At 66.2% G+C, this 22151-nt stretch carries 18 protein-coding genes; 13 read left to right on the top strand and 5 right to left on the bottom strand.

Features of this window, described 5'->3' with window-relative positions; genetic code table 11:
- Positions 1 to 91: 91 nt before the first annotated feature.
- Positions 92 to 658 (top strand): alpha/beta hydrolase, encoded by a 567-nt coding sequence (locus DK926_RS15875; RefSeq protein ID WP_114331224.1) that lies wholly within the window; start codon positions 92 to 94, stop codon positions 656 to 658.
- A 62-nt stretch (positions 659 to 720) separates the two neighbouring features.
- On the opposite strand, the gene mtr is transcribed toward DK926_RS15875, so the two are convergent.
- Complete coding sequence (gene mtr / locus DK926_RS15870) at positions 721 to 2100, bottom strand: mycothione reductase (protein ID WP_114331223.1); 1380 nt, start codon at positions 2098 to 2100, stop codon at positions 721 to 723.
- Positions 2097 to 3134 (bottom strand): alpha/beta hydrolase, encoded by a 1038-nt coding sequence (locus DK926_RS15865; protein WP_207890839.1) that lies wholly within the window; start codon positions 3132 to 3134, stop codon positions 2097 to 2099. The genes mtr and DK926_RS15865 overlap by 4 nt, the downstream gene beginning before the upstream one ends.
- Before the next feature lie 203 nt (positions 3135 to 3337).
- On the opposite strand from DK926_RS15865, the gene mqo reads away from it, so the two are divergent.
- The 11 genes from mqo to DK926_RS15810 all read left to right on the top strand — a co-directional run bounded on the left by mqo (position 3338) and on the right by DK926_RS15810 (position 16870).
- Positions 3338 to 4831 carry a malate dehydrogenase (quinone) gene (mqo, locus tag DK926_RS15860; RefSeq protein ID WP_347812643.1) on the top strand — a complete coding sequence of 498 codons (1494 nt, stop codon included), beginning with the start codon at positions 3338 to 3340 and terminating at the stop codon, positions 4829 to 4831.
- A gap of 12 nt (positions 4832 to 4843) precedes the next feature.
- The gene (locus DK926_RS15855; RefSeq protein WP_068428661.1) at positions 4844 to 5320 is read left to right on the top strand and encodes a GNAT family N-acetyltransferase; all 477 of its coding nucleotides are present in this window, start codon (positions 4844 to 4846) and stop codon (positions 5318 to 5320) included.
- Between the two features lie 234 nt (positions 5321 to 5554).
- Positions 5555 to 7441 carry a VWA domain-containing protein gene (locus DK926_RS15850; protein ID WP_068428664.1) on the top strand — a complete coding sequence of 629 codons (1887 nt, stop codon included), beginning with the start codon at positions 5555 to 5557 and terminating at the stop codon, positions 7439 to 7441.
- Positions 7442 to 7451: 10 nt separating this feature from the next.
- Entirely contained in the window at positions 7452 to 8072 is a 621-nt protein-coding gene (gene cobO, locus DK926_RS15845) for a cob(I)yrinic acid a,c-diamide adenosyltransferase (protein WP_068428667.1), read from the top strand.
- The gene (locus DK926_RS15840; protein ID WP_114331221.1) at positions 8066 to 9466 is read left to right on the top strand and encodes a cobyrinate a,c-diamide synthase; all 1401 of its coding nucleotides are present in this window, start codon (positions 8066 to 8068) and stop codon (positions 9464 to 9466) included. Before cobO ends, DK926_RS15840 begins: the two co-directional genes overlap by 7 nt.
- Positions 9459 to 9821: a cobalamin biosynthesis protein gene (locus tag DK926_RS15835; protein ID WP_165839587.1), complete on the top strand. Its 363-nt coding sequence runs from the start codon at positions 9459 to 9461 to the stop codon at positions 9819 to 9821. The genes DK926_RS15840 and DK926_RS15835 overlap by 8 nt, the downstream gene beginning before the upstream one ends.
- Before the next feature lie 19 nt (positions 9822 to 9840).
- Positions 9841 to 10692, top strand: a complete 852-nt coding sequence (locus DK926_RS15830; protein ID WP_114331219.1) for an LLM class F420-dependent oxidoreductase — start codon at positions 9841 to 9843, stop codon at positions 10690 to 10692.
- 37 nt (positions 10693 to 10729) lie between these two features.
- The gene (locus tag DK926_RS15825) at positions 10730 to 12394 is read left to right on the top strand and encodes an alkaline phosphatase D family protein (protein ID WP_114331218.1); all 1665 of its coding nucleotides are present in this window, start codon (positions 10730 to 10732) and stop codon (positions 12392 to 12394) included.
- A 15-nt stretch (positions 12395 to 12409) separates the two neighbouring features.
- Entirely contained in the window at positions 12410 to 14092 is a 1683-nt protein-coding gene (locus DK926_RS15820; RefSeq protein WP_068428682.1) for an ATP-binding cassette domain-containing protein, read from the top strand.
- A 31-nt stretch (positions 14093 to 14123) separates the two neighbouring features.
- Positions 14124 to 15356, top strand: a complete 1233-nt coding sequence (cobA, locus tag DK926_RS15815; RefSeq protein WP_114331217.1) for a uroporphyrinogen-III C-methyltransferase — start codon at positions 14124 to 14126, stop codon at positions 15354 to 15356.
- Between the two features lie 50 nt (positions 15357 to 15406).
- Positions 15407 to 16870 carry an MFS transporter gene (locus DK926_RS15810; protein ID WP_207890846.1) on the top strand — a complete coding sequence of 488 codons (1464 nt, stop codon included), beginning with the start codon at positions 15407 to 15409 and terminating at the stop codon, positions 16868 to 16870.
- A 3-nt stretch (positions 16871 to 16873) separates the two neighbouring features.
- On the opposite strand, the gene mgtE is transcribed toward DK926_RS15810, so the two are convergent.
- From mgtE to yaaA, 3 genes are all read right to left on the bottom strand, one after another.
- Positions 16874 to 18220 (bottom strand): magnesium transporter, encoded by a 1347-nt coding sequence (gene mgtE / locus DK926_RS15805; RefSeq protein WP_068429174.1) that lies wholly within the window; start codon positions 18218 to 18220, stop codon positions 16874 to 16876.
- Positions 18221 to 18328: 108 nt separating this feature from the next.
- Positions 18329 to 19552: a DUF2786 domain-containing protein gene (locus DK926_RS15800; RefSeq protein ID WP_114331215.1), complete on the bottom strand. Its 1224-nt coding sequence runs from the start codon at positions 19550 to 19552 to the stop codon at positions 18329 to 18331.
- A complete protein-coding gene (gene yaaA / locus DK926_RS15795) occupies positions 19549 to 20292 on the bottom strand; it encodes a peroxide stress protein YaaA (protein WP_068429175.1) in 744 nt (247 codons plus the stop codon). Before yaaA ends, DK926_RS15800 begins: the two co-directional genes overlap by 4 nt.
- A gap of 79 nt (positions 20293 to 20371) precedes the next feature.
- Between yaaA and DK926_RS15790 the strand changes: the two genes are divergently transcribed.
- Complete coding sequence (locus DK926_RS15790; RefSeq protein ID WP_114331214.1) at positions 20372 to 22123, top strand: proline--tRNA ligase; 1752 nt, start codon at positions 20372 to 20374, stop codon at positions 22121 to 22123.
- Positions 22124 to 22151 lie beyond the last annotated feature (28 nt).

Raw genomic sequence — 22151 nt, 5'->3', positions numbered from 1 at the left:
CATGTAATGAACCATAGAACGTCGGATACGTGATGGCAACAGCGAACCGAATGCAAATTCACCCGCGTGCGGTGCAGTAGCGTCGTGACCCATGGATTACAAGCAAGTGACTGCCCTCGGCGGACGCTGTTCGGTGCGCGTGGCGGGCCCGGAGTCGAGGCACACCGTATTGCTGCTTCCCGCGGTGGGCGACGCCCCCGACGTGTACGACGAGGTGGCCGAGAAGCTGCACAACTCGGACCTGAAAACCGTTGCGGTGGAAGATGTCACGGGTCTCGACCACGAAACGGTTCTTGCCGTTCTCGACGAGCTGTCGCTCCCGTGGGTGCATCTCGTGGGCAGTGGGGAAGGGGCGGAACTGGCGTGGAGTCTCGCCGCGCGGACGTTCGGCCGTTTCGCGAGTCTCGTCGTGTGCGATCGGGGGCATCCCTCCGTCGCCGACGATCAGGGTGTCGTCCTCGCCGCGGACTGCCCGCCGGTCGAACTGCCGACGACGCTCGTCATCTCGAGTTCGCTGAGGCGCGGCAGTGCCGACGCCAGCGGCCGCGTCGTGTACTCGGATTTCCGTGTGGTGCAGCTGGACGGAATCGATTCGATTCCGGCCGGCGCCACCGCGGAACTCGCGACGGAGATCACGCTACGCACCAGCCCCTGGTGACGTGCCGTGCTTGGATAGTCGGCCCCTGGGCCAACTATCCACGCACGAGCCGCGCAGCGGCACTACAGGCCCAGCAGAGCGTTCTCGACGACCTCCGGCAGACCCGGGTGAATCCAGTACTGACCTCGGGCCATCTCGGGCGCCGTGAGCCCGAAGCTCATCGCCTGGATCAGCGGCTGGATGACCGTCGGAGCTTGATCGCCGATGATGTGGGCACCGAGAATGCGTCCCGTCTTCTTCTCGGCGATGATCTTGACGAATCCCTCGCGGTCTTCCATCGCCCAGCCGTAGGCGACGTCTCCGTAGTTCTGGATCTTCACGGTGATCTCGAGACCGGCTTCGTGGGCTTCGAGCTCGCTCATGCCGACCGCGGCGATCTGCGGGTGCGTGAACACCGCGGCGGGGACGAAGCGATGATCGAACGCCTGGAACTTCGCAGTGTCGTCCCACGTGCGCTGCAGGAGATTGTGCTGCACGACGCGACCCTCGTGGTTGGCGACGTGCTTGAGCTGGAACGGCGACGAGACGTCGCCGATCGCGAAGACGCCCTCGGCGCTGGTGCGTCCGAACTCGTCGACGACGATGCGGCCGTCGTCGAGTTCGATGCCGCCTGCCTCGGCGCCTATGCGGTCGCCGTTGGACTCACGACCGATGGCGACGAGCAACGCGTCGCCGAGTACCTTGTCCCCGTCGCGAAGCTGGACGCCGACCTTGCCGTCTTCCGAGATCGCCGTGGACTCGCCGACATTGAGGTGGACGTCCCAGTACTTCTGTGCCAGCTCGGTGAACCGGTCGGAGATGTCCGGGTCGAGTCCGCGCAGCAGGTTGTCCTTGCGAGCGATGATCGACACCTCGGATCCCAGTGCACCGAAGACGTGCGCGAATTCTGCTGCGATGTAACCGGATCCGAGAATGACGAGATGTTTCGGCAGCGTCGGCAACCGCATGATGTCGTCGTTCGTGTGGTACGGCACGCCGCTGTCACGAACCTGCTGCGGGATGATCGGGCGCGAACCTGCTGCGACGACGATCTGGTCGGCGGTGATGATCTCGCCGGTTCCGGTGTCGATGGTGCGCGGTCCGACGAACGTCGCATGGCTGGAGTACAGCGTGACGTTCGGGCTGCCGTTCTCGCGATAGTGCTTGCCGCCCTCGGAGATCGGATCGATGCGACCGAAGACGCGATCGACGATGTCCTCCCAACGAACCTTGTCGATCGACGCGTCGATCCCGTAGCGCGCCGAGTCACGGATGGTCTGGGCGACCTCGGCCGCGTAGACGAACATCTTCGTCGGGATGCATCCGACGTTGAGGCACGTGCCGCCGAACGGCGAATGTTCCTCGAACAGGGCGATCTTCATGTCGGAGAAGCGTTCGTCGGCGATGGAATTGCCGGAGCCGGATCCGATGACGACGAGGTCGAAGTGCTTCCGGTCGCTCACGAAATGGCTCCGATCTCGGTGTGGTTCTTGCCCGACGGGTGTTCGACGCGGCTGCGGTCGAGCCAGCCCAACCATTCGTCGACTTCGGCGAATGCTCGTGCGCGTGGCTCCTCCTGCGAGAGAAACACGTCGTGGCGCGCGCCTTCGATCGGAACGACGGTCGTTCGGTCGCCCAGGCAGCCTGCCCAGCGTGCGATCTGCTTCACGTCGAGCACGGCGTCGGCGACGTCGATCCTCGAGCTGTACTTCCGTGAGAAATGCGTCACCTTCGAGCGCAGGATCAGCGACGGCACTCCGATGTCGAGTCCGCGGTGCAGTGCGGCGTGTCCGTGCCGGATCGCGCGGATCCACCCGAATCTGACGGGGAAGCCGGTCAGAGGCTTCCATTCGAGGTTGTAGGTCCACTCGCCCTCGTGTGAGCTGGCGAGTGAACGGCCGTAGGTGTCGAGCCCTTGGCCCGGCACCGGAGTCTTGGCCCTGAATCGTCCGATGACGTCGATGGCGGTCGTGCCGACGCTGCGGATCGCGGCAGGTCCCTGCAGGTCGAACCACGGGCTGTTGAGAACGACGCCCGCGATCCCCAGGCCCGCGCTTCCGCCTCGCCGACGGTTCAGCCGGTCGAGCCACAGCGGCAGGATCAATCCGCCGGTGGAATGCGCGACCAGCACGATGGACCGACCGCTCGGCTCCGCGGACACGATGCCGAGCGCGGCGTTCAGCTCGGCGTCGTAGAAGGACAGGTCGGTCACGAAGTGCGGGGTCTGCCCGTCGCGAAGCGAGCGGCCGCACTTACGCAGGTCCAGCGCGTAGAACGCGTAGCCCTGCGCGGCGAAGAACTCGGCCACGTGCTGCTGGAAGAAGTAGTCCGTGAATCCGTGAACGTAGACGACCGCCTTTTCGAACGGCGGGGAATCGGCCGGTTGATAGCGGACGAGGGTGGCCTCGACCTGGCCCTCGCCGTCCGGGTCGTCACCGAGGGGAATGGTCGTCTGCTCGTAGCCGTCGCCGAGGACATCGGGCATCCAGGTAGTCACAGATCACAACTGTAGTGGTCACGGCAGGGGCGTCACGAGGAGCACAATCGAGGTATTGCGCAAAGGGCGTCGGGACGGTGTCGTACGGACGGGTAACGTAACCGCCATTCGTACACCACTCGGTAGCCGAGAACTCACGGACAAAGGAAGTCGAAACTCCAGTGTCAAATGAACAGCGGTCGAATCAACAGCAGGTCACGAACGTGAAGACCGACGTGGTCCTGGTCGGCGCCGGAATCATGAGTGCCACTCTGGGTGCGCTGCTGCGGCAGCTGGAGCCGGAATGGTCGATCGACGTGTACGAGCGGCTCGACGCGGCGGCAGCCGAGAGCAGTGACGCATGGAACAACGCGGGCACCGGCCACTCGGCCCTGTGTGAGCTCAATTACACGCCGCAGAACAAGGACGGCTCGGTCGACATCGCCAAGGCGTTGAACGTCAACGAGCAGTTCCAGGTGTCGCGACAGTTCTGGGCCCACAGCATCGAATCCGGTGTTCTGTCCGATCCGAAGAACTTCATCAACCCGATTCCGCACGTCAGCTTCGTGCACGGCGAATCCAACGTGAAGTACCTGCGCGCTCGGTACGACGCTCTGGCGTCGAACCCGCTCTTCGAGGGCATGGAGTACATCGACAGCCCCGACGAGTTCACCCGTCGTCTGCCGTTGATGGGCAAGGGTCGTGACTTCTCCGATCCCGTCGCCCTGAACTGGAGCGATGAGGGTACCGACGTCGATTTCGGCGCTCTGACGCGTCAGCTGTTGAACTACGTGTCCGAGTCCGGCGGCACCGTCCACTTCGGTACCGACGTCAAGAACATCTCGAAGCAGTCCGACGGCACGTGGGACGTCAAGATCGCGAACCTGCGAACCGGCGCGAAGAAGACCGTCAACGCGAAGTTCGTCTTCGTCGGCGCGGGCGGCGGGGCGCTGCATCTGCTGCAGAAGTCCGGCATCGCCGAGATCAAGGGCTTCGGCGGATTCCCCGTCAGCGGCGAGTGGCTGCGGTGCACCAACCCCGACCTCATCGCCCAGCACTCGGCGAAGGTGTACGGCAAGGCGTCGGTCGGTGCACCTCCGATGTCGGTTCCGCACCTCGACACTCGCGTCATCGGCGGCAAGCCGGGTCTGCTGTTCGGACCGTACGCAGGCTGGTCGCCGAAGTTCCTCAAGCAGGGTAAGTTCACCGATCTTCCCGGCTCGGTCAAGCCCGGCAACTTGATGTCGATGCTCGGCGTCGGCGTCACCGAGCTCGGTCTGGTCAAGTACCTCGTGGGCGAGCTCGCGCAGTCGCAGGCCGACCGCGTGGAGACGCTCCGCGAGTTCGCGCCCCAGGTGATCGGCAAGGACTGGGAGCTCGTCACTGCAGGCCAGCGCGTGCAGGTCATCCGCAAGAAGGGGCGCGGCGGCGTGCTCGAGTTCGGCACCGCCGTCATCAACGCCGCGGACGGATCCATCGCCGGTCTGCTCGGTGCGTCGCCCGGTGCGTCGACCGCCGTGCCTGCGATGCTCGACGTGCTCAAGCGCTGCTTCGGCGACCGCTACACGGCGTGGCAGCCCAAGCTCACGCAGATGGTTCCGTCGCTCGGAAAGAAGCTCGCCGAGGAGCCTGCGCTGTTCCGTGAGGTCTTCGACTGGACGTCCAAGACGTTGCAGCTCGACGAGACCACCCGGCTCGCACAGCCCACCGGTGTGTGATAGCAACAGCAGATGACTACGCAAGCGGCTGCCCTCAAGCGATCCTGGGCCTTGGATCTGTCCAACAAGACCCTGTACGACTTGCTCAAGCTGCGTGTCGAGGTGTTCGTCGTCGAGCAGGCGTGCGCGTACCCGGAGCTCGACGGCAGAGATCTGCTCGCCGAGACCCGTCACTTCTGGCTCGAGCGTGACGGCGACGTCGTCTGCACGCTGCGCCTGCTCGAGGAACACGACGACGGCGAGAAGTCCTTCCGGATCGGGCGTCTGTGCACGCAGCGCTCGGCCCGAGGACAGGGGCATACGACGCGTATTCTGCGGGCCGCTCTCGCCGAGGTCGGCTCGGCTCCGTGCCGCATCAACGCGCAGAGCTACCTCGTCGACATGTACGCCAAGCACGGCTTCCTTCCCGATGGCGAGGAAGTGCTCGAAGACGGCATTCCGCACACCCCGATGCGTCGTGGTGGCGGTTCGCCGTGGAGCGAAGCCTGAAGTTTCTGGAGCGAAGCCTGAAGACTCTGGAGCGAAGCCTGGAGTCGTGCAGTAACCGATCGACACGCCGATGCGGGGAAGTCCTGTGTGATTCAGGCGCGGTCCCGCCACTGTGTACCGAGTACCCGTGGGCACTCGGAAGCCAGATCACCGCGCGGCGCGTCATGGCCCACCGATCCCGGTGGTCCGTCCCAGTCCTCGGCGAGGAGTCCGAGGGATGAAGGAGAGTGTGTCGTGCAGCCCGGATATCCGTTCAGTGCGGTGGTCGGTCAGGATCAGCTCCGGCTGTCCTTGATTCTCTGCGCCGTGCACCCCGGCATCGGCGGTGTGCTGGTGCGCGGTGAGAAGGGCACCGCGAAGTCGACGGTGGTGCGCGCACTCGCGACGCTTCTGCCCGCCGTCGAGGACGAGGGCGGTAGCCGTCCGGCCCGTCTCGTCGAACTACCGGTGGGCGCCACCGAGGATCGCGTCGTCGGCTCGCTGGATCTCGAGAAGGTGCTGCGCGACGGCGAACGCGCGTTCCAACCCGGTCTGCTGGCCGCGGCTCACCGAGGCGTTCTCTACGTCGACGAAGTGAACCTGCTGCACGACCACCTCGTCGACGTGCTGCTCGACGCGGCCGCGATGGGGCGCGTCCACATCGAGCGCGACGGTGTATCCCATTCTCACGCAGCACAATTCGTGCTCGTCGGCACGATGAACCCCGAAGAGGGCGAGTTGCGACCGCAGTTGCTGGACCGTTTCGGTCTCGCGGTCGACGTGACGGCCTCGCGAGACGTCGACACCCGCATGGACGTCATCCGACGACGTCTGGACTACGAACGGAATCCGTCCGAGTTCGCAGGTCGATACGCCGACGAGGACGCCGATCTCGCCGCTCGTATCGTCGCTGCCCGGGCGGCCATCGACGACGTCGTGTTGAGCGACACCGAACTACGACGGATCGCAGCGCTGTGTGCGTCCTTCGACGTCGACGGCATGCGCGCGGATCTGGTAGTCGCGCGCACGGCGACGGCCCACGCGGCGTGGCGAGGGTCGGCGGCCGTCGAAGAATCGGACGTCCGCGTTGCTGCGGAACTCGCGCTGCCGCACCGTCGCAGGCGAGATCCGTTCGACGAACCGGGAATCGACGAGAGCGCCCTCGACGACGCCATGCGTGACGCAGCCGAGCAGGCGGAGCAGCAGCCCGAACCCGAGCCCGATCCGGATCCCGACGGGGGAGGCGCGCCGCCGCCCCCTGCCGGCGAATCTCCCGAGTCGAACGGCTCGGACGCGCCTGAACGGCAACAGAGCGGCGACAACTCGCGTGACAAGCAGGCGGCGGCTCCCGGGTCGCAGTTCCGTGCGCGGTTGATGCAGGTCCCCGGCGTCGGGGAAGGCGCTCCGGGGCGTCGGTCGCGTTCTCGGTCCTCGCAGGGTCGTGTCGTGCGCGCAACGACGGAGCGCGACAAGGGAATTCACCTCCTGGGTACCCTGTTCGCTGCCGCCGAGCAGCAGGTCGCTCGCGGTCGGACTGCTGGACGGTTCCGGTTGGAGCCGGCCGATCTGCGGGGCGCGCTTCGCGAGGGGAGGGAAGGCAACCTCATCGTCTTCGTCGTCGACGCCTCCGGCTCGATGGCTGCGCGTGATCGGCTGTCGGCGGTGACGGGCGCGGTCCTGTCCCTGCTGCGCGACGCGTACCAGCGGCGAGACAAGGTCGCCGTCATCACGGTGCGTGGACGTGACGCCGAGGTCGTGCTGCCGCCGACGTCGAGCGTCGACGTCGCGGTCACCCGGCTGCGTCGCATGAAGACCGGCGGCAGATCGCCGCTGGCACAGGGGTTTCTGACAGCGCGCGAGGTGGTCCAGCGGGAGAAGGTACGTGACCCGCTGCGCCGCGCACTCGTGGTCGCGCTGACCGACGGTCGTGCGACCGGGGGAGTCGACCCCGTCGAGCGAGCGCGCATCGCCGCATCACGGATTGCCGCGGACGGCACCGCCTCGGTCGTCGTCGACTGCGAGACGGGCATGGTCCGGCTCGATCTCGCGCGCGAGTTCGCCGAGCATCTTGCCGGGGGATACGTACGACTCGCCGACCTGTCGGCCGAGCAGGTCGCGGCCGTCGTCCGCGCCGCGGCGTAGGGGGCGCGACATGCCACAGGGAGTACCACTGCCAGGAACCGTGCCTGCCGACGGCTTGACGACGCGGCAGCGTCGGAATCAGCCGGTCCTCGCGGTCCATACCGGGCCCGGGAAGGGCAAATCCACCGCTGCATTCGGTATGGCTCTGCGCGCGTGGAACCAGGGCTTCGATGTCGGTGTCTTCCAGTTCGTCAAGAGTGCGAAGTGGAAGGTGGGCGAGGAAGCTGCGTTCCGGACGCTGGGCGAACTGCACGAGCAGTCCGGTGTCGGCGGCGGCGTCGAATGGCACAAGATGGGCGAGGGCTGGTCGTGGACCCGCAAGAAGGGGTCGGACGTCGACCACGCGGCGGCAGCAGCCGATGGCTGGCGCGAAATCGCCCGCCGGTTGGGTGAGCAGACGCACCGCTTCTACGTCCTCGACGAATTCACGTATCCGCTGAAGTGGGGATGGGTCGACGTCGACGAGGTCGTCGAGGTGCTGACGCATCGGCCGGGCAACCAGCATGTCGTCATCACCGGCCGAGACGCCCCGCAGGCACTGATCGACGCTGCCGACCTCGTCACGGAGATGACCAAGGTCAAGCATCCGATGGACGCGGGCCGCAAGGGCCAGCGGGGGATCGAGTGGTGAGTGTCCCCGCGGTCGTGATCGCGGCCCCGGCGTCGGGAAGCGGAAAGACCACGGTCGCAACGGGATTGATGGGTGCACTGCGTGCCGCAGGCCATCGCGTCGCCCCGTTCAAGGTCGGACCCGACTACATCGACCCCGGATATCACTCGCTTGCGACGGGATTGCCCGGACGTAACCTCGACGCCGTCATGGTCGGCGCCGACCGTATCGGACCGCTGTTCCGGCACGGAAGTGCCGGGTGCGACATCGCCGTCGTCGAGGGCGTGATGGGACTGTTCGACGGCAAGATCGACCCCAGCGGCGCGGGTGATGCGTCGGCCGAGGGGTCGACGGCATCCGTGGCCTCGATGCTGGGTGCACCCGTCGTGCTCGTCGTCGACGCGCGCGGACACAGCCAGAGTCTCGCCGCAGTGCTGCACGGTTTTTCGACGTTCGACTCCTCGGTGCGCATCGGCGGAGTGATCCTGAACCGCGTCGGAAGTCCGCGTCACGAGGAAGTGCTGCGGCATGCGTGCGACCGCGTCGGCATTCCGGTACTCGGCGTGCTGCCGCGGATGTCCGAATTGGCCGTGCCCTCTCGGCATCTCGGGTTGATCACCGCCGTCGAACACGGGCAGTCCGCAGGCGCGGCGGTCGATGCCATGGCGACGCTCGTGGCCGAACACGTCGATCTCGACGCACTCCGTGCGTTGGCTGCCTCGTCGGTCTCGTCGGCCGCGTGGAACCCGGCCGACGAGGTGGGCGCGCCCGTGTCGGAAACTCCTGTCGTCGCCATCGCCGGTGGTCCGGCGTTCACGTTCGGTTACGCCGAGCATGTCGAACTGCTGCGGGCAGCCGGCGCGGACGTGACGGTGTTCGACCCGCTGACCGACGGGCTTCCCGCCGGCACGGCCGGTGTCGTCGTTCCCGGTGGCTTTCCGGAGGAGCATGCCGAGCAGCTGGCGTCGAACGAGCGTCTGTTGGCGGACATTCGCCGTACCGCGGCCGCCGGAATGCCGATTCATGCGGAATGTGCTGGGCTGCTCTATCTTTCGCGCAGTCTCGACGGTCATGCGATGGCAGGGGTGATCGACGTCGATGCCTGCTTCTCGGCATCGTTGACGCTCGGCTACCGCGACGCCGCTGCTCTGCACGACTCGGTGCTGTTTCCTGCGGGCGCACGGGTGACCGGACACGAATTCCACCGCACGATGCTCGTCGACGTCGCGGACGAGAATCCGACGGCTGCATGGGGATGGCGTAACCCGAGCCGTGCCGCCAGGAAGAACGTCGTGCGGGAGGGGTTCGTGCACGGCAACGTGCACGCGTCGTATCTGCACACTCATCCGGCGGGTATACCCGAATCGGTTGCGCGTTTCGTCGCTGCCTGCGCGCGGTTCGCGTCCCGTGACTGACCGCGTCGTCGCGGGAGTCGGGGCGTCCAGCACCGCCCCGATCGACGACATCGTCGACGCGATTCTCACCGTCGTCGGAGCGGATAGGACCTTGGTGTCCGTCGCGACGATCGACACCAAGGCGGACGTCCTGGCGCCCGTCGCTGCTGCGTTGGGTGTCTCGTCGACGTCGTGGACCGCGGAGCAGCTGAACCGGGTCTCCGTGCCGAACCCGTCGGCCCGTGTGCGGCGCGAAACCGGGACCGCCAGCGTTGCCGAGGCTGCCGCGGTTCTCGGAAGCGGCGGCGGACGCGTCGTCACCCCGAAGACGAACATCGGAGCCGTCAGCATCGCGCTTGCTTGCGCAGCGGACTAGAACACGTTCTAATGCGAGCATGCGCTTCGGCCTCGTGCTGTTCACCTCCGACCGCGGGATCACCCCTGCCGCCGCTGCAGCGGCCGGGGAGCACCTGGGGTTCGACTCGTTCTACGTACCCGAACACACGCACATCCCGGTGAGACGAGAGGCGCCTCATCCACTGACCGGTGACGCGTCGCTTCCCGACGATCGGTACGCGCGCACCCTCGACCCCTGGGTGTCGCTCGCGACGGCAGCTGCGGTGACCTCGCGGATACGGCTGGGCACAGCCGTCGCGATACCCGTCGAGCACGATCCGATCACTCTCGCGAAATCGATTGCCTCGCTGGATCATCTGAGTGGCGGACGGGTGGTGCTCGGTGTCGGATTCGGCTGGAACGTCGACGAGTTGACCGACCACGGCGTGCCGCCGAAGCGTCGACGGACGATGCTGCGCGAGTATCTTGCCGCCATGCGCACCTTGTGGTCCGACGAGCAGGCCGAGTACTCGGGCGAGTTCGCCCAGTTCGGGCCGAGTTGGGCGTGGCCGAAACCGATTCGAGGTGACGCGATTCCGACCTACGTCGGGGCAGCAGGCACGGACAAGAATTTCGCGTGGATCGTGCAGTCGGCGGACGGGTGGATCACGACGCCGGGTGAGCAGGACATCGAGTCCCGTGTCGTGCGGTTGCAGCAGATGTGGCGGGACGGCGGACGCGTCGGGGACCCGGAGATCGTGGTGCTCGATGTCAGGCCCGACGTCGACAAGCTCGCGCGATGGGGCGAGCTCGGCGTCACCGAGGTGGTCTACGGCATGCCGGACAAATCCGAAGCCGAGGTGACTGCCTACCTCGATCGGCTTGCGAACAAGCTTCCTGCCCTGCGCTGACTGGCGCAATTCGCCGCGTCGGTGCACTGTGTGAAAGATGAAATCCTCGCCCCTCGTTCTCGGCCCGCTGGTTCGCTACGTCGGTGCCGACGACGCGACCTTCTGGTTCGAATTCGACACCCCTGGTGCCGTCGAGGTGCGGACATCGGTGGGGCAGCACGTGGAGGTGCCCACCTGGGGCGTGCACGGCCACCACTATGCACTCGTCGCGCTCACCGACCTGCCCACGAACACCACGATCACCTACGAGGTGCTGTTCGACGGCAACCCGGTGTGGCCGGTCTCCGATACCGCCGCCATCCACACGTGCGACCCCGAGGGCCCGGTGACCTTCGCCCTCGGCTCGTGCCGACGCGGGGACAACTACGGCGACGAATCGCTGCAGCGTATCGGCGCCGACGCGCTCGCCGGTCTCGGCAACCGTATGCGCACCCAGGACCCGAGCGAGTGGCCGCAGGCGTTGCTGTTCCTGGGCGACCAGGTCTATGCGGACGATCCGTCACCGGAGATTCTCGAACGCCTGCACGCCCGACGCGCCGCAGGCGACGGCCCGGCCGGAGCCCGCGGTACCGAAGCCGAGAACGAGATCTGCGATTTCGAGGAGTACTCGTGGCTGTACCACGAGTCGTGGGGTGTCGAACCTGTCCGAACGCTGCTCGCGAGCGTGCCGTCGTGCATGATCCTCGACGACCACGACCTCCGCGACGACTGGAACTCGTCGGCGTCGTGGCGGGCGGACATCGAGACGAGGCCGTGGTGGCACGACCGGGTCGTGGGCGCGTTCTCGTCGTACTGGGTCTATCAGCACCTCGGCAACCTGTCGCCCGACGAGTTGTCGCGCGACGAGCTCTACGAGAAGGTTCGTTCCGCGACCTCGGACGCCGAGCGGGAGAAGTTGCTCGCGGACTTCGCGCTGCGCGTCGACGAGCATCCGGAGACCGGCAGGTGGAGCTTCTATCGCGACTTCGGCACGACGAGGTTGATCATGATCGACTCACGGTGTTCGCGGAGTCTCGACGCGGACGATCGGCGTATGGTCGACGCCGCCGAGTGGGCCTGGGTGCGTGAGCGGGCGCTGGAGAGTCCGTCGCGTCACGTGCTGTTCGGATCGTCGCTTCCGTTCTTGATGTTGCCCGCGTTGCATCACCTGGAACAGTGGAACGAGGCGGTGGCACAGGGCAGTTGGGGCCGCCGGATGTCCTGGATCGGTGAGAAGCTTCGGATCGCGCTGGATCTGGAGCATTGGGCGGCGTTCGGAAAGTCGTTCGTCGACATGGCAACGCTGACGCGGGAATTGAGTCGGACGGACGATCCACCCGCCTCCATCCTGTGGCTCTCGGGCGACGTGCATTGCTCGTACGTGGCGCGCGCCGATTTCGGGGTCGGCGGTGAGAACGTCCCGGTGACCTATCAGCTGACGATGTCGCCGTTCCGCAATCCGCTGGATCTGCCGATTCGCGCGGTGAACCGGCTGGCCATCCGAAAGCCTGTCGCACGCATGCTCGGCCGCCTCGCGCGATCCGCGAAAGTTCCACCCGTCGACGTGGCCTGGGAGGCCGAAGCCGGGCCATGGTTCGACAACGGCGTCATGTTGCTCACCACCGACGGCGAAACTGCCTCGGTGAGAGTCGAACACGCGCACGTCGACGTCGTCGGCAGGCAGACGCTCGAACAGACTGCGGAAAAGAAGTTGACCGTCTGACATAGATTGGCCGATGTGGCTCATCTCGAACTGACCGACATCGACTACTTCCTTCCCGACGGGCGGCAACTGCTCGGCGGCGTCGGATTCCGCGTCGGCGACGGTGCGAAAACCGCCCTGATCGGGCCGAACGGAACCGGCAAGACGACGTTGACGCGCATCGTCGCCGGCGACATCGAACCCGACGATGGATCGGTGACGCGGTCGGGTTCGCTCGGTGTGATGCGTCAATTCGTCGGCCAGGTCCGTGACGATTCGACGGTGCGGGACTTGCTGCTGTCGGTGGCGGCGCCTGCTGTTCGTCACGCTGCAGAGGCACTCGATGCCGCCGAGAACGCGATGATCGAGGCCGACGACGAGAAAACGCAGCTGAAATATGCTTCGGCGCTGTCGGATTGGGGCGATGTCGGCGGCTACGACATCGAACCGTTCTGGGACGAGGTCACGATGGCAGCCCTCGGCATGCCGTTCGATCGGGCGAAATGGCGTACCGCAGCGACACTCAGCGGCGGCGAGCAGAAACGGCTGGTGCTCGAAGCGTTGTTCGGCGGACCCGACCAACTTCTGCTCCTCGACGAGCCGGACAACTACCTCGACGTACCGGGAAAACGCTGGCTGGAGAAGACGATTCGCGAATCGCCCAAGTCGGTTCTGTTCATCAGTCACGACCGTGAGCTGATCGCGAACGCCGCGACGCGCATCGTCACACTCGAGCCGGGAGCGGCTGGGGCGTCGTCGTGGGTGCACGGCGGCGGGTTCGACACGTACTACCGGGCGCGCGAGGACCGGAACGCCCGACTCGACGAACTACGACGTCGATGGGACGAGGAGCGCGTCAAACTTCGTGCGCTCGTGTTGCGCCTGCGCGAGAAGGCCAAGTTCAACGACGGCGTCGCCGCGCGGTATCACGCGGCGCAGACGCGTCTCGCCCGATTCGAGGAGGCAGGCCCACCGGAGGCCGTGCCGCTGAAGCAGAAGGTGACCGTCCGTCTGCACGGCGGCCGCACCGCGAAGCGCGCGCTCGTGTGCACCGACCTCGAGATGACCGGGCTGATGAAGCCGTTCGACACCGAGATCTGGTTCGGCGATCGCGTTGCGGTGCTCGGCTCGAACGGTTCGGGCAAGTCGCACTTTCTCCGATTGCTCGCCGGCGGTGGGACCGACCCGGAACGCGAACACCTGCCCGTCCAGGAACTCGCACTCACCCCGGTGCCGCACACGGGTACCGCTGTTCTCGGCGCGAGGGTTCGGCCGGGATTGTTCGCGCAAACGCACACACGACCCGACCTCGCAGGTAAGACGCTGCTCGACATCCTGCACATGGGTAACGAGCACCGCGACGGAATGGGACGCGAGGCAGCCAGTCGCGCACTCGATCGATACGGACTGGCGTCGGCGTCCGAGCAGGTGTACGACAACCTGTCGGGCGGACAGCAGGCGCGGGTGCAAATTCTGCTCCTCGAACTGTCGGGCGCCAGCATGCTTCTGCTCGACGAGCCGACCGACAACCTCGATCTGCTGTCGGCGGACTCGCTGCAGGACGCCATCGCCGCGTTCGAGGGAACCGTGATCACCGTCACGCACGACCGCTGGTTCGCGAAGAGTTTCGACCGATTCCTGGTCTTCGGATCCGACGGACAGGTTTACGAATCCGACGAGCCGGTATGGGACGAGAAACGTGTTACACGCGCACGGTAGCGCGTAACACGAGGGCGGTAAGTTGCCTTCCGTGATCGAAAACGAAGGTGATGCGACCGACTCTCCCTATCTCGTCGGCTTGAATCTGTCGGGTCGACGCGTCGTCGTCGTCGGTGGTGGCACCGTGGCGCAGCGACGGCTGCCGCTGTTGATCAGCTCGGGTGCCCGGGTCCACATGATCACGCGCGCGGCGACGCCAGCGGTGGAAGCGATGGCGTCGTTCGGGCAGATCACGATGGAACTGCGTGAGTACGCCGACGGCGATCTGGACGGCGCCTGGTACGCGATCGCATGCACGGACGAGGCCGGCACCAACGCGGCGATCGTCGCAGAAGCAGAGCGGTCGAGAATCTTCTGCGTCCGCGCCGACATCGCGCGGGACGGCACAGCCGTCACCCCGGCATCGGCCGAGTACGACGGGCTCACCCTCGGTCTTCTGGCCGGCGGTGACCATCGCCGATCCGCGGCGGTGCGCAACGCCGTCGTCGAAGCCATGCACTCCGGGCTGATCGCCGACTCGACGGACACGCCGCATACCGGCGTCGCACTCGTCGGCGGTGGTCCGGGCGATCCGGATCTCATCACGGTTCGCGGACGCAAACTGCTCGCGTACGCGGATGTCGTCGTCACCGACCGTCTCGCGCCGCCGGAGCTGATCGCCGAGCTCGGACCGCATGTCGAGGTCATCGATGCGTCCAAGATTCCTTACGGCCGCGCGATGGCGCAGGAGGCGATCAATCAGGCGTTGATCGACCATGCGAAGGCGGGCAAGTTCGTCGTCCGGCTCAAGGGCGGCGACCCGTACGTGTTCGGGCGCGGCTACGAAGAGTTGGAGGCGCTGGCGGCCGAAGGCGTACCGGTAACGGTCGTACCGGGAATCACGAGCGCGATCTCCGTTCCGTCGGCTGCCGGGGTTCCGGTGACCCACCGGGGTGTGACGCACGAGTTCGTCGTCGTCAGCGGTCACGTCGCGCCCGATCACCCGGACTCGCTCGTCGACTGGAATGCACTGGCGAAGCTGAAGGGCACGATCGTCCTGCTGATGGCCGTCGAACGCATCGAGAAGTTCGCGACGGTTCTGATCGACGGCGGCAGGCCCGCGTCGACGCCGGTGCTCGTGGTTCAAGAGGGAACGATGCGAACGCAGCGCGAAGTGCGCGCCGATCTGGCGACCGTCGCCGAGAAGGTCAAGGCCGAGGGCATCAGGCCTCCGGCGATCGTCATCATCGGGACCGTTGCTGGTTTTTCGGCGGACTCTCGGTAACGTGAACTCTCGTGCCCGACCACTCGCAGCCCGCAGCGGCCTCCACGCAGATCGTCTATCCGGTGACCACCAGGGCCTTCGGCCTGGCGATCATCGTGCTGAGTGGTCTCCAGCTGATGGTGGTTCTCGACGGAACCGTCGCGAACCTGGCCCTGGCCCCGTTGCAGGCCGACCTCGGGCTGAGTGACGCCGGCCGAAACTGGGTTCTGACGTCCTACGCACTTGCGTTCGGCGGGCTGATGCTGCTCGGTGGGCGGCTCGGTGATGCGTACGGTCGAAAGAAGATGTTCCTCGGCGGCGTCGTGTTGTTCACGGTGGCATCGTTGCTGTGCGGGCTCGCGGTCAACGAGGCGACACTGGTTGCCGCTCGCGCACTGCAGGGCGTCGGTGCGGCGGTCGCGTCGCCGACGGCGTTCGCCCTCGTTGCGACCACGTTCGCGCCGGGCCCGGTCCGCAATCAGGCCGTGGCGATCTACGCGGCGATGACGGGTGTCGGATCGATCGCCGGGCTAATCATCGGTGGTGCGCTGACTCAGGTGTCGTGGCGATGGATCTTCCTGATCAACGTCCCGATCGGCATCGGCATCGTCATCCTCGCGGTGGTGTCGCTTCGCGAGACCAGCGGAATGCGGCTGGCCTTGGATTTCCCGGGAGCGATACTCGGCACGCTCGGATGTACCGGAGTGGTGTTGGCGCTGAGCGAGGGCACCGAACTCGGCTGGACCAGTCCGCTGGTGATCGGCTCGTTCGTCGCGGGTGTCGTGCTGCTCGGGCTGTTCCTCGTCGTCGAGCGCCGTGCCGACAATCCGCTGCTACCGTTCTCGCTCTTCTCCAGCAAAGACCGTGTCGCAACGTTCGTCGCCATCTTCTTCGCGGGTGGCGTCATGTTCTCGCTTGCAGCGTTCGTCGCGTTGTTCGTGCAGGACGTGCTGGGCTACAGCCCGCTGGCGGCCGGTCTTGCGTTCGTTCCGTTCGCGTTCGGACTCGGTGCCGCTGCGTTCATCACCTCGCAGCTCGCCGTCCGAATCCAGCCCCGCTTTCTCGTCATGGCCGGTGCCGCGATCATGGTCGGCTGGCTGCTGTTCTCGGTGCTGACGATGGACGGCGATTCGTCGTACTTCCCCGGCATCTTCTTCCCGGTCATCGGCATCGGGTTCGGCGTCGGTATGGCGTCCATTCCGCTTCCGCTGTGTGCCATCGCCGGTGTCCAGCCGACCGAGATCGGACCGCTGACGGCGATCGCGCTCGTCGCGCAGACGTTGGGCGGCCCTGTCGCCCTGGCCGTCATCGGCGCACTGGTGACGTCGCGGACCTTGTCTCTCGGCGGCACGACCGGACCTGCGAACCTGATGAACGCAGCGCAGCTCGACGCGCTCAGTTCCGGCTACATGTTCGCGTTGTTCTGCTGCGCGATCGCGGCCGTCGTCGCGGGCATCGCGGCGTACTTCATCCGATTCAGCCCACAGCAGGTCGCGCAGGCGCAGGCCGCGCAGGAGGATGCGCAGAAGGGCTGACGGTCACACTCCGAGCACGAGCTTCGCGATCGCGAAATACACGATCAGCCCCGAAGCATCGCAGAACGTCGAGATGAACGGCGTCGAGAACACGGCAGGATCGACGCCGATCTTCTTCGCGATCAGCGGCATCGCCCCGCCGACCGTCGCGGCGAGCGTGCAGATGGCCAGGAGTGTCGAGCCGATGACGAGGCCGAGATGGAAGTCGTATACGAGCCCGGCGATCACGAATCCCAGCGAGCCGAGCATCGCGCCCATCGTCGCGCCCACGCGCACTTCGCGGAACAACACCGCCGCGATGTCACGGGGTCGGACGTCGCCGACCGCGAGTGCACGCGTCACCGTCGTCGCGGCCTGCGACCCGGTGTTGCCGCCCGTGCCGGTCAGCAACGGAATGAACAGAGCCAGGGTGACGACGGCAGCGAGCGCATGCTCGAAGATCTCGAGAACCTGAACCGTCAGGATCGCGGACAACGCCAGCACGAGCAGCCACACGACTCGGGAGCGCACGATCGACAGGACGGGCGTCGACAGATAGGGCCGTCGAAGGGGCTCGGTACCGCCTGCCCTCGCGGCATCCTCGTCCTCGGCTTCCTCGAGAATCCGCGACGCCTGTTCGATCGTCACGATCCCGATCAGGCGGTGCTCGGAATCGACGACGACCACCGCCGGACTGCGATTGCCGAGACACATGCGTGCGGCGTCCTCGGCGGAGATCTCGGCGGTGACGACGGGTCCCGCACTAGCGAGATCGCCGATCGTCGTGTCCGGTGCAGCGGTGGCGACGTCGGCCAGAGTGGCGACACCGACGAGGCGTCGACGGTCGTCGGTGACGGGCAGCATGTAGACCGACTCGGCATCGGCGCCGGTGGTTCGCACCTGGTGCAGCGCCTGGGCTGCCGTGGTCGACGGGTGCACGCGGATGTACTCCGGGCTCATTCGTCGGCCGACCGAACCCTTCGCGTAGCCGAGCATCGGTGCCGTCAGGTCACGTTCGGTCGCCGACAGTCCCTGCATCAACCGGTGTGCGACGTTCGACGGTAGTTCGTCGACGAGTTCGACGCGATCGTCCGGGTCGAGTTCCTCGAAGAGCGTGATGACGTCGTCGTCGCGCAGAGCGCCGAGCAGTTCGCCGCGCAGTGAGGCGTCGAACTGCTCGAACACGTCGAGGGCTTGGTCCTTCGGCAGAAGTCGGTACAGCACAGCTCTTTCCGCCGAATCCGCGCGTTCGAGGACCCGAGCCGCATCGGCCGGGGACAAGTCGGCGACGAGCTCGGACATCGCAGCCAGATCCTTGCGCTGCAGCAGCTCGGTCGCCCGGGCGATCGTGTCATCGAAAGTGTTCTGCACTGAACCCATTGTGCCCGGCGGGGTCGACGCGTGTTCGCGCACGTGTTCACCAGCTGCGCACCGGACTCCGTCGGCAGATGAATATTTCGTCGGCAAACCCGATTTTAGCTACCGCAACTCCGCCTTGTCCGCCGCTGCCTGCCCCGATTCCCAGCCCTCCGCGTCGAGCCGCGGTCCGCGCATCGCCTTCACCCTCGGGAAGAGTCGGTCGAATGCCTCTTCGACGGCGACGGTCTTGGCGGCGAGCATGGGAAGGAGGTCGCGGGAGTCTCCCGATGCTTCGTCCAGGGCGTGCGCGTCGGCGTCGGCGAGGCGTTCACCGATCCGCACCGCATACGCGAACAGGAACGCCTTGCCGAACGCGGCCGACGCGGAACCCTTGCGCCGCTTGGCTTTCGGAGAGTGCGACAATGCGCGTGTCGCCTGGATGAGGAGCGAGGTGAACAACACGACGGTCTGCTCGACGTCGATCGGTGACCCGACGAGCGTCGCTACGGCGAACTCGGGATCCCAGATCGACTTCACCCGGTTGACCTCGCCGACCACGTGCAGCAATTGAGCTTTCGCCGGCGCGTGCGGATTGTCGATGTGTACGCGGCGGCTGTCGACGTCGACGTTTCCCTCGCTCAGAAGAAGCGAGTCGATCGAGTACCGGGTCATCAATTCCTGCGCCTTGGCCGTCAGGATTTCGGCTTCCTCGTCGAAGTCGGTGGCGTCGGCCTTGGCGAGCAGGCCACGAATACGGCCCAGTACCTTCGAGTTCGGAGAATCCGCACCGGCCGTTGCCGTGACGCGTGGGGTTGCCCGCTTCCTCGGCCACTGCGATGGCAGCGGGCCGATCTGCGGCCACCGCGGCAGGGTCTGCCACTGGCCGAGCAGCGCGAGCACCGCGATCCACTGATCGCTTGCCGCGATGTAGTCGGACTTGCCGCTCGAACGAAGCAGCGCTGCAAGAAAACTGGGCGACGCCTCCACGCGCGACGCAGCCTTCGGATACAGCGCGCAGATCTCCGACAACTGGTCGACCCAGAACTCGGGCGCGCGGTCGTTCGCGTTCGTCAGATCCGACTGATGGAGAATCACCGCAGCCGCGAGCGACGACACGGCGACGGTCTGTTGGCGTCGCACGATGTGCAGCAGATCGAACGGCTGCCACCCGGCCTCGTACATCGTCTGAATCATGTTGGTCAACGCGAGCGACCCCAGCGCCATCGCATCGAAGTCTTCCAGCCCGATCAGACGGTCCGTGATGTCGTCGACGACGCGTAAGTCCTTGTCGCGCCCGAACGACGCGTCGGCGCCCGCCCTGAGCAGCTTCGGCACGGGATTCATTCGGTAACCACGATCAGTTCGGTCGACGACGCGACCTCGACGCGCAGCCCTGCCTTCGACGCGACTCTGGCGAGTCCCTTCACGTCCTTGGGTTCGGCTGTCGTCAGCGTCAACGCGCGAGCCAGCAGTCCCTTGTGATGCTTGTTGAAATGGCTGACGACCGACCGGGATCCGTCGGGCTTCTCGGTCAGCACGGTCGCTGTGATCGCACCGGGTATCGGTCCGAGCTGTTGATACGTACCGGATCGCAGATCGACGACGACGCCGTCGGCCGCGGAGACCACCGCGTCGGTCAGCTCCGGCTTCCAATGCGAACGCAGTGTTCCGAACCCGGGGATCTTCGAACCACCGGACAGACGGTACGTCGGGATCGGGTCGTACGCGCGGACGACACCGAACAGTGCCGAGCCGATCCACAACCGGGCGGCCGCACGGGCGCGACCGGCCTTGGTGAACGATTTCGCGTCGAGCGCGTCGTAGAGAACACCGGTGTAGCGGCTCAGCGCCGGGGCTGTCGGCGACGTGAACAACGACGCATTGCGTTCGATCTCGTCGTCCTGCGTCGGCCCGAGACCGAGTGCCGCGCGCGAGCCGGGGACATCGTCGGCGAGTTCGACGAGGGCGTCGGCCAGCTTCTGCCGAAGTGGGTTGAGCTCGGGCAGCGACAGGCGGGTCAAGTCCAGCGGGGAGTCCTCGCCACCGTCGGACTTCGTTTCGGACGGGGGCAGCAGAACGATCACGGGCACCAACGTTACCCACCGCCGGCAAGAGGTGGGCGGCTGCCGGTCTGCGCCGGGCCACCGACTATTCTCGTACCCCGTGATCACCCGCCTCTCTCAGCTGTTTCTCCGCACTCTCCGCGACGACCCCGCGGACGCCGAAGTCGACAGCCACAAGCTGTTGGTTCGCGCCGGATACGTCCGGCGCATCGCGCCCGGCGTCTACTCCTGGTTGCCGTTGGGGCTCAAGGTGTTGCGGCAGATCGAGAAGGTCGTTCGGGAAGAGATGAATGCGATCGGCGCGCAGGAGATCTCGCTGCCCGCACTGCTACCGCGTGAGCCCTACGAAGCGACGAACCGCTGGACCGAATACGGCGACGCGCTGTTCCGGCTGCAGGACCGCAAGGGCAACGACATGCTGCTCGGTCCGACGCACGAGGAGCTGTTCGCGCTGACGGTCAAGGGTGAGTACAACTCGTACAAGGATTTGCCGGTCACGCTGTACCAGATTCAGACCAAGTACCGCGACGAAGAGCGTCCGCGTGCAGGCATCCTGCGCGGCCGCGAGTTCGTGATGAAGGACTCGTACTCGTTCGATCTCGACGAGGACGGTCTGAAGGCGTCGTACAACGCACATCGCGAGGCGTACCAGCGCATCTTCGAACGTCTCGGTGTCAAGTACGTCATCGTGACGGCGACGTCGGGAGCCATGGGCGGAAGCGCGTCGGAAGAGTTCCTGGCCGAGAGCGAGATCGGCGAGGACACCTACGTGCGCTGCGTCGAATCGGGCTATGCGGCCAACGTCGAAGCCGTCACGACGCCTGCGCCGGACCCGCTGCCGATCGAGGGTCAGCCCGCCGCGGTGGACCACGAGACGGGCGACACACCGACCATCGCGACGCTCGTCGACTGGGCCAACTCGGCCGACCTCGGCCGCACGATCACCGGCGCCGACACCCTCAAGAACATCCTGCTGAAGGTACGGAACGCGGAAGGGGAGTGGGAACTTCTCGCGATCGGCCTGCCCGGCGACCGCGAGGTCGACGAGAAGCGGCTCGAGGCAGCGCTCGAACCTGCGGAGTTCGAACTGCTCACCGACGCGGACTTCGCGGCCAATCCGTTCCTGGTCAAGGGCTACATCGGTCCGCGTGCACTGCAGGCGAACGGTGTTCGCTACCTCGTCGATCCCCGGGTCGTCGACGGCACGTCGTGGATCACCGGCGCCGACATCGAGGGCAAGCACGTCGTGAACCTCGTCGCCGGCCGTGATTTCACACCCGACGGCACCATCGAGGCAGCCGAGGTGCGAGACGGCGACCCGTCGCCCGACGGCCAGGGCACGCTGGTCTCGGCGCGCGGAATCGAGATCGGCCACATCTTTCAACTCGGCTACAAGTACACCGACGCGTTCTCCGTCGACGTTCTCGGCGAGACCGGCAAGCCGGTTCGACTGGTCCAGGGTTCGTACGGTGTCGGAGTGTCCCGGCTGGTCGCCGTCGTCGCCGAGCAGATGCACGACGACAAGGGCCTGCGCTGGCCTGCCGAGATCTCGCCGTACGACGTGCACCTCGTCATCGCCAACAAGGACGACGCCGCCCGCGAAGGCGCCGAGTCCATCGCGTCGGCGCTCGACGTGCAGGGGCTCGAGGTCCTGTTCGACGACCGCAAGGCATCGCCTGGCGTGAAGTTCAAGGATTCCGAGCTGCTCGGCATGCCGCTCGTGGTCGTGGTCGGTCGCGGATGGGCCGACGGCAAGGTCGAGATCCGCGATCGATTCTCCGGTGAGAGCCGAGAGGTCGACAAGGATGCCGCCGTCGCGGAGATCGTGAAGGCAGTCCGCCCTACCGCCTGATTTCCACTCGGGCTCGGTTACCCCTTGA

This window comes from Rhodococcus sp. Eu-32, from assembly GCF_003336925.1.
Taxonomy (GTDB): domain Bacteria; phylum Actinomycetota; class Actinomycetes; order Mycobacteriales; family Mycobacteriaceae; genus Rhodococcoides; species Rhodococcoides kyotonensis_B.
Note: the sequence above shows the minus strand (reverse complement) of the source record. Positions and strands in the feature narration are given on the sequence as shown.